Source organism: Cellulomonas sp. PSBB021, assembly GCF_002240455.1.
GTDB classification, from domain to species: Bacteria; Actinomycetota; Actinomycetes; order Actinomycetales; family Cellulomonadaceae; genus Cellulomonas; species Cellulomonas uda.
The window spans coordinates 1,638,324-1,652,569 of the sequence record NZ_CP021430.1; the positions used below are offsets into that span (position 1 = coordinate 1,638,324).

The window sequence follows — 14,246 nt, forward strand, 5'->3', positions numbered from 1 at the left end:
CTCCAGTGCACCTGCCTGACAGAGCGACCCACACGCAGTTGGTCGCCCGAGTCAGGAGGAGGCCATCATGGCCATTCACACCCAGGAATCGCTGTCAGGCTTCATCGCTTCGGAGCCGTTGCTCACCGAGACGGCAAAGGGAGACGCCAGGTTCTTCGCCCGTATCGGCAAGGAGCACTTCCGCCGCGAGGACGACGGCTCGTTCACGCAGACCGAGACGACCTACCACCACTTGGTGATGTTCGGGCGTTCCGCTGAGCACGCGCACGCGAGCTTCGCCCAGGGCGACAACTTCGTCGCCGAGGGCTACACGCGGCCGGTCAACTACGAGCGCAACGGTCAGGCAATCGAGGGCGAAGAGTTCGTCGCCAAGAAGATCGGCCACGACGCCGCGCGAACCCGCTACGAGGTCGACCGGACGCCGCGCAATGGAGTGGGCCGGGACGCAGCAACGTACGAGCCGACGCAGCGAGCAGCGACCGCGGCGCACGCCCCGGTCAGCATGTGAGTTCGGGAGTCGAAGCACCATGAACGATCAGCATGAGATGGATGAGCCGGACGTCTTCGACGGACCGCCCCGTGTCACGAACGCGGACATGCCCGAACCGCCGCACCCCGTGAACTGGAACCTGCTGACGGCGCACGAGCTGGAGCAGGAATGGCTCGCGCTGAACCGGTGGGTTGACTGGCTGCGGCGCACCTATGGCCTCCCGGTCGCGGTGGTGCCGCCGTTCTGGCACCACCACCCGGAGATGGTCTGGGAGCTGTCGGCGCTGCACCTGCATTGGCTCGCGGCCTACGACCCCGAGCAGAACGCATCCGCGCCGCTCGGTTGGCACCGCGACTTCGCCGACGCTCGAGAGCGGCTTCGCTACTGGGTCACGGCCTGCGGTACTCGTGGGGACCGCGACCGCCCGACCCGGCAAGCTGCGTGGCCCGGTGAGGACCCGGCACCCACGATCCAGGACTTCACCTTCACCGACCGGGACGCCGAGTTCGTCGAGTTCGTCATCGCCCAAGTCCGCAAGCGCCAGGAGGCCGAAGACGAGTTCTACGCCGGCCTGGACGACGACGAAGCGCAGTAGACCGATGAGCCGCTACGCCAAGAAGACCGACCGTCGCCCCTACGAGGAGCGGTCGTTCTCCGTCCGGGCCGTCCACCGCGAACGCGCCGACCTGCACAAGCTCGCCGAGGTTCTCATCCGGCTGACATTGCAGGAGACCGGCGAGAGCCGCGCGGCCCGCGCGGCCGAGCGGGTGCCCGACACCTACCGGGCGGCGCCGGATGGCCTGGCCGCCTCTGAAGCCGCCCGGTAGAATGAACTGTGCAAGCCTCGCGATGCGGGGTGTTGTGGCCTAAACCTCGCCGCTCGGCGGGCAACACGCACCGAGACCATCGGGTCTCGCCCTACAGCCTTCAACGGCTGCTCTCACGATCAACACCCCTCCCACCAACAGTGGGAGCGCGAGGGTCGAACCGCGTGAGAGTGAGCCCCCGATGACCACCATTGCCGACGATCCGGCAGCCAGCCTCATCGACCCGCCCAAGACTGCGGCTGCCGCCGTGTCGTACCTGCGGGTCTCCACCCGCGAGCAGGCCGAGAAGGGCGGGACCGACGAAGGCTTCTCGATCCCTGCCCAGCGCGAAGCGACCCGGCGTAAGGCCGAACAGCTCGGCGCCGGCATCGTCGAGGAGTTCGTCGACGCGGGAGCCTCAGCCAAGTCGTCCGACCGGCCCGAGCTGATGCGGATGATCCAGTATGTCAAGGCCAATAAGGTCGCGTACTGCATCGTTCACAAGGTCGACCGGCTCGCCCGCAACCGCGCCGACGACGTGAGTATCCACCTCGCACTCCAACAGTGCGGGGTCATGCTCGTGTCTGCGTCCGAGAACATCGACGAGACCCCCTCCGGGATGCTGCTGCACGGCATCATGTCCACCATCGCCGAGTTCTACTCCCGCAACCTCGCCACCGAGGTCGCCAAGGGCATGAACCAGAAGGCCATCGGCGGCGGCACGAACGGGCGCGCGCCCATCGGCTACTTGAACGTCCGCAAGCGCGACGAGCTCGGGCGCGAAGTCCGCACCATCGAGCTCGATCCTGAGCGCGCACCGATGATCGAATGGGCGTTCAAGGCCTACGCCTCGGGCAACTGGAGCGTCAGCCAACTCCACGACGAACTCACCTCGCGGGGGCTGCGCAGTCTGCCCACGCCGAAGAGGCCGGCGAAGCCGCTCGCCGTGTCCACCATCCACCGCCTCCTGACCAACCCGTACTACAAGGGCGATGTCGTCTACCGAGGCACCCGCTACAAGGGCAACCACCCGGCGCTCGTGCCCGCCGAGGTCTGGTACCAGGTCCAGTCCGTGCTCACCGCGCACCAGTGCGCCGTCGAGGCAACCCAAGTCCACGGCCACTACCTCAAAGGCACCATCCACTGCGGCCAGTGCGGCTCCCGACTCATCGTCTCCAACGCGAAGAACCGCCACGGCAACGTCTACTGCTACTTCGTGTGCTCCGGCCGGCACTCCAAGCGCACCGACTGCACACGCCAGGCGATGCTCATCGAAGACGTCGAGAAACTCGTCGAGGACTACTACACCCGCGTCCAGATCACGCCCGCCCAGCAGGACGCGCTCGCGGGATGCTCCACCACGAGTTCGACCGGCTCATGGCCGCCGAAACCGAGGAACTGGAACGCCTCACCACCAACCGCGACCGGCTCGAAAGCGAGCAGGACCGCCTCATGCAGGCGCACTACGCCGACGCGATTCCGCTCTCAGTGCTCAAGCGCGAACAGGACCGCATCGTCGCCGAACTCGACCAAGTGACCCGCCGCATCGACGCCCACTACGGCGACTACGCCGACGCCCGCTCCCACCTCGACGACGCGCTCGGTCTGCTCGCCAACTGCGCCGACATCTACACCCGGTGCGACGACACCAACCGGCGGCTGTGCAATCAGGCGTTCTTCACCAAGGTCTTCATCGACGAAGACAACGAGCTGCGCGTCGAGCACAACCGACCCTTCGAGATGCTCCTCGATCCACAGGTCAACGCCAACGCGCTGACCTGGGCCACAGACGCACACAAGGCCCGAACCTCAACCAACGTTTCCGTTGGCAAGGGTTCGAGCCTTGTGCGTGCGGTGGAGCTGAGGGGACTCGAACCCCTGACCCCCTGCATGCCATGCAGGTGCGCTACCAGCTGCGCCACAGCCCCGTGTTCTGTTGTCGGCCCCCGTGGGGACGCTCGGAGAGTCTAGGCCGATGACCGGCCCCGACGCCAATCCGCTCCGTGCGACACACGTCACGCGTCAGTCGGGGTCGCGGGTCGAGCCGCCCTCGTGCTCGTCGGTGCGGTCCGGGCCGGCGTTCCAGTCCGCGGAGGCGTCCGTCGGGCCGAGGTTGTAGCCGACGAGCCGCCACGCGGGCGCGACACCCGACGACGACGGCACGAGCTCCGCCCAGTGCGCGTTGTGCATCCCCGCGAGCGCGCGCCAGTCGGCGGGCAGACCCATGAGCTCGGCGACCGCGGAGCTGATCGCGGCACCGTGCGACACGATCACGAGGGTCTCCTCGCGCGTCATGCGCTGGGCGTGCTCGTCGATCGCCGCCGCCGTGCGCTGCGCGACCTCGAGGCGGGTCTCGGCGCCCACGCGCTCGGGTTCACCGCCGGCCCGCCACAGCGCGAACTCCTGCGGCCACCGCTCGGCGATCTCAGCGCCGCTCAGACCCTCCCACTCGCCGAACGCGCGTTCGCGCACGCGCTCGTCGGTCTCGACCTCGACGCCCGTCATGCGCGCGAGCGGGTCGGCGGTCTCACGGGCGCGGCCCAGGTCGGAGGACACGACGCGCGTCGGTGTGTGCCGCACGAGCATCGCGGCCGCCGCGGTGCGCGCCTGCCAGCGCCCGACGTCGTCGAGCGGGATGTCCACCTGGCCCTGGAGCCGGGCGGTGGCGTTGAACGCGGTGCGGCCGTGCCGCCAGAGCAGCAGGCGGCCGACGGTCACGCGTCCGCCTCGCTCCCGTCACCGCCCCGCGCGTCGGCGGGCAGCTCGATGAGCGGGCAGTCCTTCCACAGGCGCTCGAGCGCGTAGTACACGCGGTCCTCCGCGTGCTGCACGTGCACCACGACGTCGCCGAAGTCGATGAGCACCCAGCGCCCCTGCGCCTTGCCCTCGCGACGCACGGGCTTGGCGCCGAGCGCGAACAGCGACTCCTCGACCGCGTCGACGATCGCGCCGACCTGCCGCTCGTTGGTGCCCGACGCGATGAGGAACACATCCGTCAGGACGAGCTGCTCGCTCACGTCGAGCGCGATGATCTCCTGCGCCTTGAGGTCGGACGCCGCGCGGGCGGCGGCGACGGCGAGCTCGACGGCACGTTCGGTGGCGGGCACTGGTCTCCTAGGTTCGGGTGGGTCAGGCGCTCGGCCCGGCCCGGGCGGCGGACACCGTGACCACGGTGCTGCCCGAGGCGGTCGCCTCGCCGCTCGCCTTCGTGTACAGCAGGACGATGAGGAAGCCGAGGACGAACGCCACGACGGCGAGCACGATGAGGTGCAGCCACGTGTAGGGGTGGCGCGGACGCTCGTCGTCCTCCTCCTCGTCGGGCTCGACGGCGTCGTGCTCGGTGCCGGGCACGGGTGCGAAGGGCCGGCCCGCGGCGGACTCGGACGGGGTGTCGTGGCCCCACGGCGTCGCCGCGGGCTCGGCCTGGGGCGCCGGGCCGGGCGCCACCGACGGCGTCGGCGTCCACCCCGTCGAGGCACCCGCGGGCGCCCAGCTCGAGCCGGGCGCCGCCGCGGGAGACGCGGCGGGGGCTGCGGCGGGTGCCGGGGCCGACGCGGCAGCGGCCGCACCGAGCCCGGTCACGCCGAAACCCGTCACCCCGAAGCCCGATGCCGGTGCCGACGGCCCGCCGGTGGGCGCCGGACCCGTCGGGGCAGGCTGCGTCGGGGCGGGCTGCGCGGGCGCCGAGCGCGCGGTCCTCGGCACCGAGCCGTCCGGGCGGGTCACCGGCGCCTGCGCGCCAGCGGTCGTCGGAGCCCACCCCGTGCCCTGCGCGGGCTGCGACCACGACGGCGCGGCCGCCGGCGCTGGACCGGCCGGCTGCTGCGGGACCGCCGGGGCGGGACGGGCGGACGGCTGGGCGGCGGGGGGCGCGTACGACGACGCGGGCGCCTCCGGGCGACCGCCCGTCCACGCGGACGTGCGCGCCGCGGGGACGACGGGCTGCGCCGGGGGTGCCTGCGCGCCGCGCTGGGCTGCTGCGGGCTGGGCACCGGGCTGGGCTGCGCCCGGCCGGGCTGCACCGGGCTGGCCCGACGTCCCCCATGCGGGACCGGGCGCCGGGGCCGGGGCGGGCGTCGCGGCGGGCCGCGGCGCGCTCGGCGGGACGGCGACCGAGCGCGAGCTCGTCGGGTCGAGCATCGTGTCGCGCACGGACGACCGGCGGGGACGCTCCACGGGAGCGGGAGCCGACGGGCCCGCGGCGGGGCCTGCGGTGGGTGCGCCCGGAGCGGGCATCGCAGTGCCCGCGGGTCGCGCGGACGGCTGAGGAGCAGCCGACGAGGCCGGCCGCGGCGCGGTGGGGCCGGTCGGCTGCTGGGGCGCCCACGCCGGGGCAGCCGCGGGCTGCGCGGACGGACGCTGTGCCGTGGGCTGCGCGGACGGACGCTGCGGCGTGGTGGGCGCCGCAGCGCCGCCGGACGCCGGGTACCCGCTCTGCGTGCCGGGCCAGCCGGGGGCGGTCGGGTGCTGCTGGACCGGGGCGTCGAACGACTCGCTCGCCGCGCGTCGGGCGCGGCGCGACCCCGGTGCGGGCCCCGCGTCCGGTCCCGTGGCGGACGCCTGCGGGGCCTGCGGGGTCACGGGCGTCCCGACGCTGGCGTCGTCGCTCCGGTGCAGGTCACGGCGCCGCGGCCGTGCTCCTGGTTCCGTCATGACAAACCTCGATACAGCTGGTGCTTCGCGATGTACTGGACCACCCCGTCGGGGACGAGGTACCAGACCGGCTGGCCGGCCCGTTCCCGGGCGCGCACGTCGGTCGAGGAGATCGCCAGGGCCGGGATCTCCATGACGTGCACCCGGTCCTCCGGCAGTCCCTCGACCGAGAGCGTGTGCCCCGGGCGTGTGACGGCCACGAACTGCGCCATCGAGAACAGCTCCTGCGCATCCTTCCACGTCAGGATCTGGGCGACAGCGTCGGCACCGGTGATGAAGAACAACTCGGCATCCGGCCGAGCCGCCTTGAGGTCGCGCAGGGTGTCCACGGTGAACGTCACACCGCCGCGGTCGATGTCCACCCGGCTGACCGTGAACCGCGGGTTGGAGGCCGTCGCGATCACGGTCATCAGGTAGCGGTGCTCCGCGGGCGTGACGTCCTGGTCCTGCTTGAACGACGGCGTGCCCGTCGGGACGAAGACGACCTCGTCGAGGCCGAACCTCGCGGCGACCTCGCTCGCCGCGACCAGGTGGCCGTGGTGGACGGGGTCGAACGTCCCGCCCATCACCCCCAGTCGCGTCACCGGGCGGTCGTGCACGCGATCAGTGACGCGTGCCGACGAGACGGAAGGCGTAGGTGAACAGCAGCGCTGCGACGAGGCCCACGAACGCACCGATGCCGAACACGACGGGCGGGAAGGGCAGCTCGTTCGTCTTCTCGGCAGCTTCCCCAGCGGCGGCGATCAAGGCGGCGTGCACGGCAGTCCTCCGGTGCTCGAGTGGTGGTGCTCTGACCATCGCCCCCCTCCCGGGGGACGAGCGTTGACGATTGTCGCACGTCCTGCTGAGCGGGCGGAGGCCCGCGCGGCCCGTGAGACCCCGTCCGCCGGGTCCGGACGGGATTCCCCCGGCCTCAGGAGGACAGGCGGCGGCGCATGAGGACGAGGTCGTCGCGGTGCACGAGCTCGCGGTCGTAGCCCGCACCGAGCTCGCGGCGCAGGTCGCGCGTCGAGCGTCCGAGCAGGCTCGGCACCTCGTCGGCGCCGAACGCGACGAGACCCCGGGCGACGACGCGCCCGTCGGGTGCGACGAGCTCGACCGGGTCACCCGCCTCGAAGTCGCCCTCGACGGCGGTGACGCCCGCGGGCAGCAGCGACGTGCGTCGCTCGACGACCGCCTTGACCGCACCCTCGTCGAGGACGAGGCGCCCACGGACGCGCGCGGCGTGCGCGAGCCACAGGAGGCGGATCGACGTGCGCCGTCCGGTCGCCGCGAACCACGTGCCGACGTCGTCGCCCGCGAGCGCCTGCGCGGCCTGCGCGGCCGAGGTCAGGACCACGGGGATGCCGGACGCGGTCGCGATCGCGACCGACTCGAGCTTCGTCACCATCCCGCCCGTGCCGACTGCCGACCCGCGCCGCGAGACGTCGATCCCCTCGAGGTCGCGCGGGGTGTCGACGCGCGAGATCCGCCGCGCGCCCGGCGCGGAGGGCGCCGCGGTGTACAGGGCGTCCACGTCGGTCAGCAGCACGAGCGCGTCGGCGTGCACGAGATGCGAGACGAGCGCCGCGAGGCGGTCGTTGTCACCGAACCGGATCTCGTCGGTCGCGACCGCGTCGTTCTCGTTGATGACGGGGACGACACCCAGGTCCAGCAGGCGGGTGAGCGCGCGGTGCGCGTTGCGGTAGTGCACCCGCCGCACGGTGTCGTCGGCGGTGAGCAGCACCTGCCCGACGCGCAGCCCGAGGTCCGCGAACGCCTTGGTGTAGTGCGCCACCAGCAGCCCCTGCCCCACCGAGGCGGCCGCCTGCTGCGTCGCGAGGTCCCGCGGGCGTGCCGCGAGGCCGAGTGGACCGATGGCCGCGGCGATGGCGCCCGACGAGACGAGCACGACCTGCCCGCCCTCGGCGCGCCGCTTCGCGAGCACGTCGACGAGGGCGCGCAGCCGCGCCGGGTCGAGGCGCCCGTCCGGGCTCGTCAGGGACGACGACCCGACCTTGACGACGATCCGCGAGGCCGTGGCGATCTCGGCACGGTCGTGCAACGGGGCGGCGGTCACCTGGGCATTCTCCCGATCAGTCGGCGTCCGGGTCGGTCCACACGCCGTGCTCGCGCTCGGAGCGCAGCTCGGCGCGGGCGGCGGCCTTGGCGTCCATCCGGTCCTTGAACTCGGCGCGCTTCTCGCCGCGCGTCGGACGGGAGTGGTCCTCGAGCCGCAGGTCCGTCCCGCGCGCACCGAGCAGCTCGGCGCCGGTGACGAGAGTGGGCTCCCAGTCGAACACGACGGAGTTCGTCTCGGGCCCGATGCGCACCTCGTCGCCCGCGACGGCGCCGGCGGCGAACAGCCGCTCCTCGACGCCGAGGCGCGCGAGGCGGTCCGCGAGGTACCCGACGGCCTCGTCGTTGTTGAAGTCCGTCTGACGCACCCAGCGCTCGGGCTTCTCGCCCCGCACCTGGAACCACACCTCACCGCCGGCCTCGCGCCGGGTGACCGTGAAGCCCGCCTCGTCGACGGCACGCGGTCGCAGCACGACGCGCGTCGCCTCGGGCGCGGGCGCCTCGCGACGCGCGGTCTCGACGATCTGCGCGAGGGCGAACGTGAGCGGACGCAGGCCCTCGTGGCTGGCCGTCGACACCTCGAACACCCGCAGGCCGCGCGCCTCGAGCTCGGGACGGACCAGCTCGGCGAGCTCGCGCGCCTCCGGCACGTCGATCTTGTTGAGCACGACGACGTGCGGACGCTGGGTGAGCGGCACGCCACCACCCTCGATCTCCAGGTCCCCCGCGTACGCCGCGAGCTCGGCCTCGATGACGTCGAGGTCGCTCAGCGGGTCGCGGCCGGGCTCCAGCGTGGCGCAGTCGAGCACGTGCACGAGCACGGCGCACCGCTCGACGTGCCGCAGGAACTCCAGCCCGAGCCCACGCCCCTCGGACGCGCCCGGGATCAGCCCCGGCACGTCTGCGACGGTGTAGCGCGCGTCGCCGGCCTGCACCACGCCGAGGTTCGGCACGAGGGTGGTGAACGGGTAGTCCGCGATCTTCGGGCGTGCCGCGGAGATCGCGGCGACGAGGCTCGACTTGCCCGCCGACGGGTACCCGACGAGCGCGACGTCGGCGATCGTCTTGAGCTCGAGCACGACGTCCGCGCTCTCGCCGGGCTCGCCGAGCAGCGCGAAGCCGGGTGCCTTGCGGCGCGGCGACGCGAGCGCCGCGTTGCCGAGCCCGCCACGCCCGCCGGACGCGACGACGTACTCCGCGCCGACCCCCACGAGGTCGGCGACCACGTCGCCGTCCGGGGTCTTGACGACCGTGCCGTCCGGGACGCCGAGGACGAGGTCCTCCCCCGTCGCACCCGACCGGTGGTCACCCATGCCCTGCGTGCCGGACGAGGCCCGCCGGTGCGGCAGGTGGTGGAACTCGAGCAGCGTGGTGACCTGCGGGTCGACCCGCAGGATCACCGAGCCGCCGTTGCCGCCGTTCCCGCCGTCAGGGCCGGCGAGCGGCTTGAACTTCTCACGGTGGATGGAGGCGCAGCCGTGCCCGCCGTCACCACCGGTCGCGTGCAGCACCACGCGGTCGACGAACGTCGCCACGGCGGACCTCCTGGGATAGCGGGACTTCGATGGTCGAACGACGAAGGGGCGCACCGAGACGGTGCGCCCCTTCGTGACGAGTCGTGGAGAGGACTCAGGCCTCGGCAGCCACGATGTCGACGACCTTGCGGCCGCGGCGCGTGCCGAACTGCACCGCACCGGCGGCCAGCGCGAACAGCGTGTCGTCGCCACCGCGACCCACGTTGTTGCCGGGGTGGAAGTGGGTGCCGCGCTGGCGGACGATGATCTCGCCGGCCTTGACGACCTGGCCACCGAAGCGCTTCACGCCCAGGCGCTGGGCGTTCGAGTCGCGACCGTTGCGCGAGGAGCTCGCGCCCTTCTTGTGTGCCATGACGAACCTGCTCTCGGGTTGCTCAGAACTGTCGCTGCAGCCGCGGCGTGCCGCGGCGCGAGATCACTTGATGCCGGTGACCTTCAGGCGCGTGAGGGCCTGACGGTGGCCCTGGCGCTTGCGGTAGCCGGTCTTGTTCTTGTACTTGAGGATGTCGATCTTCGGGCCCTTCTCGTCCCGGACGACCTCCGCCGTGACCTTGACCTTCGCGAGCGCGCCCGCGTCGGTGGTCACCTTCTCGCCGTCGACGAGCAGGAGTGCCGGCAGCTCGACCGTCGAACCCGCCTCGGCGGCGAGACGGTCGACGACGACGACGTCGCCGACGGCGACCTTCTCCTGGCGGCCGCCGGCCTTCACGATCGCGTACACCACGTTGCTGCTCATCTCTGCTCGTCGAACTGCTCGGTCCAGGGTGTCAGGTGCCAGCCTGCGCCCGCGCGCGTCCCGCAGCGTCCGGGAGGCCCGGTCCGGTGGGGAGTCGCGTCCGCGTCGACCTCGTCGGTCGATCGGCGGCACACATGACCAGCGCGCACACGGCGCACCGTCGATCTAGGTTACGGACCCTGCGCCGCAGGGTCAAACCACGCGGCGCACGTCACACGCGCCGCGCGGTGGTCAACGCGTCGCACCGTCGTCCGGCGCCTCGTCGGCGTCGAACGTCACGAAGACCGACGGGTCGACGGGAGTCAGCTCCAGGTGCTCCGCGGAGGCCGGCTCCTTGCGCAGCGAGGACAGCTCGGCGAGCACGTCGAGCTCGGGGCCGGCGCCCTTCTCGGGGTCGGCCGGCGTCTCGACGACGACCGTCGTCGCGACCTCGTGCACCGCGGCGTCGGGCTCGCCAGGCTCGGACGCGACGGGCTCAGGTGCGACGGCCTCGGGTGCGTCCGGCTGAGGTGCGACCTGCTCGGGTGCGACCTCGTCGTGGTGCTCGTGGTCGTGCTCGTGCGCGTGCGCGGCGGCGGCCGCGATGGTCGCGAGCGTCGCCTTCACGGCCGAGCGCTCCTGCGGGAGCACGGGTACGCCCGTGTGCGCCGCGGCAGGGGCCGCCTCCTTGGTCCCGCCGCGCTTGCGCCGCGCGCGCTTGGGCTCGTCGGCCGCGGCCGGCGCGGGCGCCCCCGCGTCGGGACGCGGGTTCTTCTCGACGGGCTGGTCGTGCACGATGAAGCCGCGCCCGTGGCAGTGCTCGCACGTCTCGGAGAACGCCTCGACGAGGCCCTGGCCGACGCGCTTGCGGGTCATCTGCACGAGGCCCAGCGACGTCACCTCGGCCACCTGGTGCTTGGTGCGGTCCCGGCCCAGGCACTCCACGAGCCGGCGCAGCACCAGGTCGCGGTTCGACTCGAGCACCATGTCGATGAAGTCGATGACGATGATGCCGCCGATGTCGCGCAGCCTCAGCTGACGGACGATCTCCTCGGCCGCCTCGAGGTTGTTGCGCGTGACGGTCTCCTCGAGCGTGCCGCCCGAGCCGGTGAACTTGCCGGTGTTGACGTCGACGACCGTCATCGCCTCGGTGCGGTCGATCACGAGCGAGCCGCCCGACGGCAGCCAGACCTTGCGGTCCATGCCCTTGGTGAGCTGCTCGTCGATGCGGTGCGCCGCGAACACGTCGCCCGTGCCGGTGTACTTCGACACCTTCTGGGCGAGGTCCGGCGCGAGCTCGTCGATGTACGACGAGATGGTCGACCAGGCGTCGCCGCCCTGGACGACGAGCGAGGAGAAGTCGTCGTTGAAGATGTCGCGGACCACGCGGATCGCCATGTCCGGCTCGCCCTGCAGGAGCGCGGGCGCGGACGCGGTCTTCGACTTCTTCTCGATCGCCTCCCACTGCGCCTGCAGGCGCGCGATGTCGGCGCGCAGCTCGTCCTCGCTGGCACCCTCGGCGGCGGTACGCACGATCACGCCCGCGGAGTCGGGGACGACCTCGCGCAGGATCTTCTTGAGACGGTTGCGCTCGGTGTCGGGCAGCTTGCGGCTGATGCCGGTCATGCCACCACCGGGCACGTACACCAGGTACCGGCCCGCGAGCGTGACCTGCGAGGTCAGCCGCGCGCCCTTGTGGCCGATCGGGTCCTTGGTGACCTGCACCAGCACCGAGTCGCCGGACTTCAGCGCCTGCTCGATCCGGCGCGGCTGGCCCTCGAGCCCGGCCGCGTCCCAGTTCACCTCGCCCGCGTACAGCACCGCGTTGCGGCCCTTGCCGACGTCGACGAACGCCGCCTCCATGCTCGGCAGCACGTTCTGCACGCGGCCCAGGTACACGTTGCCGACCATCGAGGCCTGCGCCTGGTTCGAGACGTAGTGCTCGACGAGCACGCCGTCCTCGAGCACCGCGATCTGCGTGCGACCGTCCTTCTCCCGCACGATCATCGACCGCTCGACCGACTCACGGCGCGCGAGGAACTCGGCCTCGGTGATGATCTGGCGGCGGCGGCCCGCGTCACGGCCCTCGCGGCGGCGCTGACGCTTGGCCTCCAGGCGGGTCGAGCCGCGCAGCGCGGTGACCTCGTCACCGCGGCGACGCGGCTCCGCAGCGCTCTCGCCCTCGCCCGAGCGCGAACCGCGCCGACGACGGCGCCGACGACGGCTCGAGCCCCCGTCGCCCTGCTCGTCGTCGCCCTCGTCGTTCTCGGGCTCGTCGTCGCCCGACGCGGCGTCACCGGGCGTCTCGGTGCCCTCGTCGTCGCGCTCGGCCGAGTCGGTCCGGCGGCGGCCACGGCCACCGCGACGACGACGGCGGCGCTGGGCCGCCGACCCCTCCGCGCCGTCGTCCTCGGCCTCGTCGGTGCTGCCGCCCGAGTTGCTGCCCGAGTCGGTGGCCGGGGTCGCGTCCGCGGACTCCTGGGCGGCGGCGTCGGCCGTGAGGTCGCCGCCGGCGCCCGCCAGGTCGTCGCCGGCAACCGTCTCGGCGACGGTCTCCTCGGCCGCAGCCTTGTCCTGCGTCTCGTCGGTGCGCGCACCACGGCCCCGACGGCCGCGACGACGGCTCGGACGCTCGCCGCCCTGCGCCTCGTCGCCGGCCTCGACCGGCGCGCCCTCGGCGGGTCCGGCGGCGTCGGCCTTCTCCGCGGGGACCTCCTCGGCGGTGTGGCGGGCGGCCTGCGAGATCTCCTCGGGCGAGCCCGTGCTGGACGTCGCCCGGCGACGGCGCGGGCGCGAGGTCGTGAGGTCCGGTGCCTGGAACAGCAGTGCCGTGGTCGCCAGTCGCGGCGCCAGGGGTGCGGCGGCCTCGCTCGCAGGCTCGGTCGCGGCCCGGTCGGCGGGCGCGGGGGTCACGTCCTGCGCGACCGCGGCGTCCTCGTCCTCCTCCTCGACGACCTCGGGCGCCTCCTCGACCACGGGCTCCGGGGCGGTGGTGGCGCGGCGCGCGCGACGACGGGCCGGCTTCTCGGGGGCCTTCTCGGGGTCTTCTCGGCGGCCTGAGGGGCGGACGCGTCGTCCGCGGTGGGCGTCTGCTCGTCGGTGCCCTCGAGCGCCTCGGGAGCGAGCGCCTCGGGCGCGGGCGTCGCGACCGGACGCGTCGCCGCACGTCGGCGACGCGCGGGCCGGGCCGGCGCCTCGGCGTCGGCAGGCTGCGTGTCCGGCGACTCAGCGTCCGGCGACTGAGCGTCGGGCGACGGAGCGTGGGACGACACGGTGTCCGACGGCTCGGCGGCCGACTCGGGCGCCGCGTCGGTGGCGGGCGCCTCGGCGGCCTTAGCGCCGGCCTTCGTCGCGCGGGGCGCGCGGGTACGGCGCGCCTTGGCGGGCTTCTCCGCCGCGGGCGTCTCGGCCACGGCGACCTCGGGCGCGGCGACCTCGGGCGCCGTGACCTCGGGAGCAGAGATGTCGACGGGCGGGGCCTCGACGGGCGGCGTCTCCCCCGCGGCGGCCTCGGCCGCCACCGCCTCGGGCGGAGCCGCGGGGCGCGATGCGCGACGACGACGCGGGCGCGTGGTCGTCGGCTCACCCCCGTCCAGGCTCGGTGCTGCTGCTGCGTCGAGCTCGGGGGTGTTCTGGTCGGTCACGCGAAGCGCTCCTGGGTACCGCGAACCACCCTCCACACGTGTGGCGGTCCTCGGTCGGTCGGTCGTCGCCCACGCGGCGCGTGGCGGCGGAAGTCGGTGGTCGCGGCCGCACACCGGGCCGGCGCGCACCATCGCCTGCCTCGTCCGTCCGGGCCGGGTGGCCTCTCGACGGTGCAGCGGCGGCTGGCGCGCGCAGCGCACTGGGTGCGAGCTCACGGGTCCGCCTCGCGGTGTGGGCGCTCGTCGGACCGCGGTCAGTATCGCACAGCACGGCCGCCGGGGCGCGTCCCGGCGTCCCGGCGGTTCACGACACGACGTCAGGTCCCGGGACCTTGGTCCCGGGAC

General features: G+C 73.2%; 16 protein-coding genes and 1 tRNA gene. 4 read left to right on the forward strand and 13 right to left on the reverse strand.

Features of this window, described 5'->3' with window-relative positions:
* Positions 1-67 precede the first annotated feature (67 nt).
* The 4 genes from CBP52_RS07360 (at position 68) to CBP52_RS07375 (ending at position 2,833) form a co-directional block, all read left to right on the forward strand.
* Positions 68-508, forward strand: coding sequence for a single-stranded DNA-binding protein (locus CBP52_RS07360; RefSeq protein WP_034224863.1), 441 nt, complete (start codon positions 68-70; stop codon positions 506-508).
* 19 nt (positions 509-527) lie between these two features.
* Entirely contained in the window at positions 528-1,085 is a 558-nt protein-coding gene (locus CBP52_RS07365) for a hypothetical protein (protein WP_034722060.1), read from the forward strand.
* Between the two features lie 4 nt (positions 1,086-1,089).
* Complete coding sequence (locus CBP52_RS07370; RefSeq protein WP_034224858.1) at positions 1,090-1,317, forward strand: hypothetical protein; 228 nt, start codon at positions 1,090-1,092, stop codon at positions 1,315-1,317.
* Between the two features lie 181 nt (positions 1,318-1,498).
* Positions 1,499-2,833 carry a recombinase family protein gene (locus tag CBP52_RS07375; RefSeq protein ID WP_232514700.1) on the forward strand — a complete coding sequence of 445 codons (1,335 nt, stop codon included), beginning with the start codon at positions 1,499-1,501 and terminating at the stop codon, positions 2,831-2,833.
* Here the strand turns inward: CBP52_RS07375 and CBP52_RS18195 are convergent.
* From CBP52_RS18195 to CBP52_RS18565, 13 genes are all read right to left on the reverse strand, one after another.
* Entirely contained in the window at positions 2,782-3,021 is a 240-nt protein-coding gene (locus CBP52_RS18195) for a hypothetical protein (protein ID WP_232514701.1), read from the reverse strand. The genes CBP52_RS07375 and CBP52_RS18195 overlap by 52 nt on opposite strands.
* A gap of 130 nt (positions 3,022-3,151) precedes the next feature.
* Positions 3,152-3,224, reverse strand: a tRNA-Ala gene (locus CBP52_RS07380).
* A gap of 94 nt (positions 3,225-3,318) precedes the next feature.
* Positions 3,319-4,014: a histidine phosphatase family protein gene (locus tag CBP52_RS07385; protein ID WP_094180422.1), complete on the reverse strand. Its 696-nt coding sequence runs from the start codon at positions 4,012-4,014 to the stop codon at positions 3,319-3,321.
* Positions 4,011-4,403 (reverse strand): ribosome silencing factor, encoded by a 393-nt coding sequence (gene rsfS, locus CBP52_RS07390; protein WP_094180423.1) that lies wholly within the window; start codon positions 4,401-4,403, stop codon positions 4,011-4,013. The genes CBP52_RS07385 and rsfS overlap by 4 nt, the downstream gene beginning before the upstream one ends.
* Before the next feature lie 22 nt (positions 4,404-4,425).
* On the reverse strand, positions 4,426-5,949 hold the full coding sequence (locus CBP52_RS17550) for a hypothetical protein (protein ID WP_157732533.1): 1,524 nt from the start codon (positions 5,947-5,949) through the stop codon (positions 4,426-4,428).
* A complete protein-coding gene (gene nadD, locus CBP52_RS07405) occupies positions 5,946-6,533 on the reverse strand; it encodes a nicotinate-nucleotide adenylyltransferase (RefSeq protein WP_268534407.1) in 588 nt (195 codons plus the stop codon). Before nadD ends, CBP52_RS17550 begins: the two co-directional genes overlap by 4 nt.
* 19 nt (positions 6,534-6,552) lie before the next feature.
* Positions 6,553-6,708 carry a hypothetical protein gene (locus CBP52_RS17870; RefSeq protein ID WP_166771978.1) on the reverse strand — a complete coding sequence of 52 codons (156 nt, stop codon included), beginning with the start codon at positions 6,706-6,708 and terminating at the stop codon, positions 6,553-6,555.
* Positions 6,709-6,862: 154 nt separating this feature from the next.
* Positions 6,863-8,008 (reverse strand): glutamate 5-kinase, encoded by a 1,146-nt coding sequence (gene proB / locus CBP52_RS07410; protein ID WP_094180427.1) that lies wholly within the window; start codon positions 8,006-8,008, stop codon positions 6,863-6,865.
* A gap of 16 nt (positions 8,009-8,024) precedes the next feature.
* Positions 8,025-9,542, reverse strand: coding sequence for a GTPase ObgE (obgE, locus tag CBP52_RS07415; RefSeq protein ID WP_094180428.1), 1,518 nt, complete (start codon positions 9,540-9,542; stop codon positions 8,025-8,027).
* 94 nt (positions 9,543-9,636) lie between these two features.
* Entirely contained in the window at positions 9,637-9,894 is a 258-nt protein-coding gene (gene rpmA, locus CBP52_RS07420; protein WP_094180429.1) for a 50S ribosomal protein L27, read from the reverse strand.
* 63 nt (positions 9,895-9,957) lie between these two features.
* Positions 9,958-10,266 (reverse strand): 50S ribosomal protein L21, encoded by a 309-nt coding sequence (gene rplU / locus CBP52_RS07425; RefSeq protein WP_174773827.1) that lies wholly within the window; start codon positions 10,264-10,266, stop codon positions 9,958-9,960.
* Positions 10,267-10,509: 243 nt separating this feature from the next.
* A complete protein-coding gene (locus CBP52_RS07430) occupies positions 10,510-13,233 on the reverse strand; it encodes a ribonuclease E/G (protein WP_157732534.1) in 2,724 nt (907 codons plus the stop codon).
* The gene (locus CBP52_RS18565) at positions 13,167-13,901 is read right to left on the reverse strand and encodes a hypothetical protein (RefSeq protein ID WP_157732535.1); all 735 of its coding nucleotides are present in this window, start codon (positions 13,899-13,901) and stop codon (positions 13,167-13,169) included. Before CBP52_RS18565 ends, CBP52_RS07430 begins: the two co-directional genes overlap by 67 nt.
* Positions 13,902-14,246 lie beyond the last annotated feature (345 nt).

Excerpts from the sequence above, each read along its gene's own strand:
- CBP52_RS07360 (WP_034224863.1), top strand. The coding sequence starts at position 68 with ATGGCCATTCACACCCAGGAATCGCTGTCAGGCTTCATCGCTTCGGAG.
- CBP52_RS07365 (WP_034722060.1), top strand. The coding sequence starts at position 528 with ATGAACGATCAGCATGAGATGGATGAGCCGGACGTCTTCGACGGACCG.
- rpmA (WP_094180429.1), bottom strand. The coding sequence starts at position 9,894 with ATGGCACACAAGAAGGGCGCGAGCTCCTCGCGCAACGGTCGCGACTCG.
- CBP52_RS07370 (WP_034224858.1), top strand. The coding sequence starts at position 1,090 with ATGAGCCGCTACGCCAAGAAGACCGACCGTCGCCCCTACGAGGAGCGG.
- CBP52_RS07375 (WP_232514700.1), top strand. The coding sequence starts at position 1,499 with ATGACCACCATTGCCGACGATCCGGCAGCCAGCCTCATCGACCCGCCC.
- CBP52_RS17550 (WP_157732533.1), bottom strand. The coding sequence starts at position 5,949 with ATGACGGAACCAGGAGCACGGCCGCGGCGCCGTGACCTGCACCGGAGC.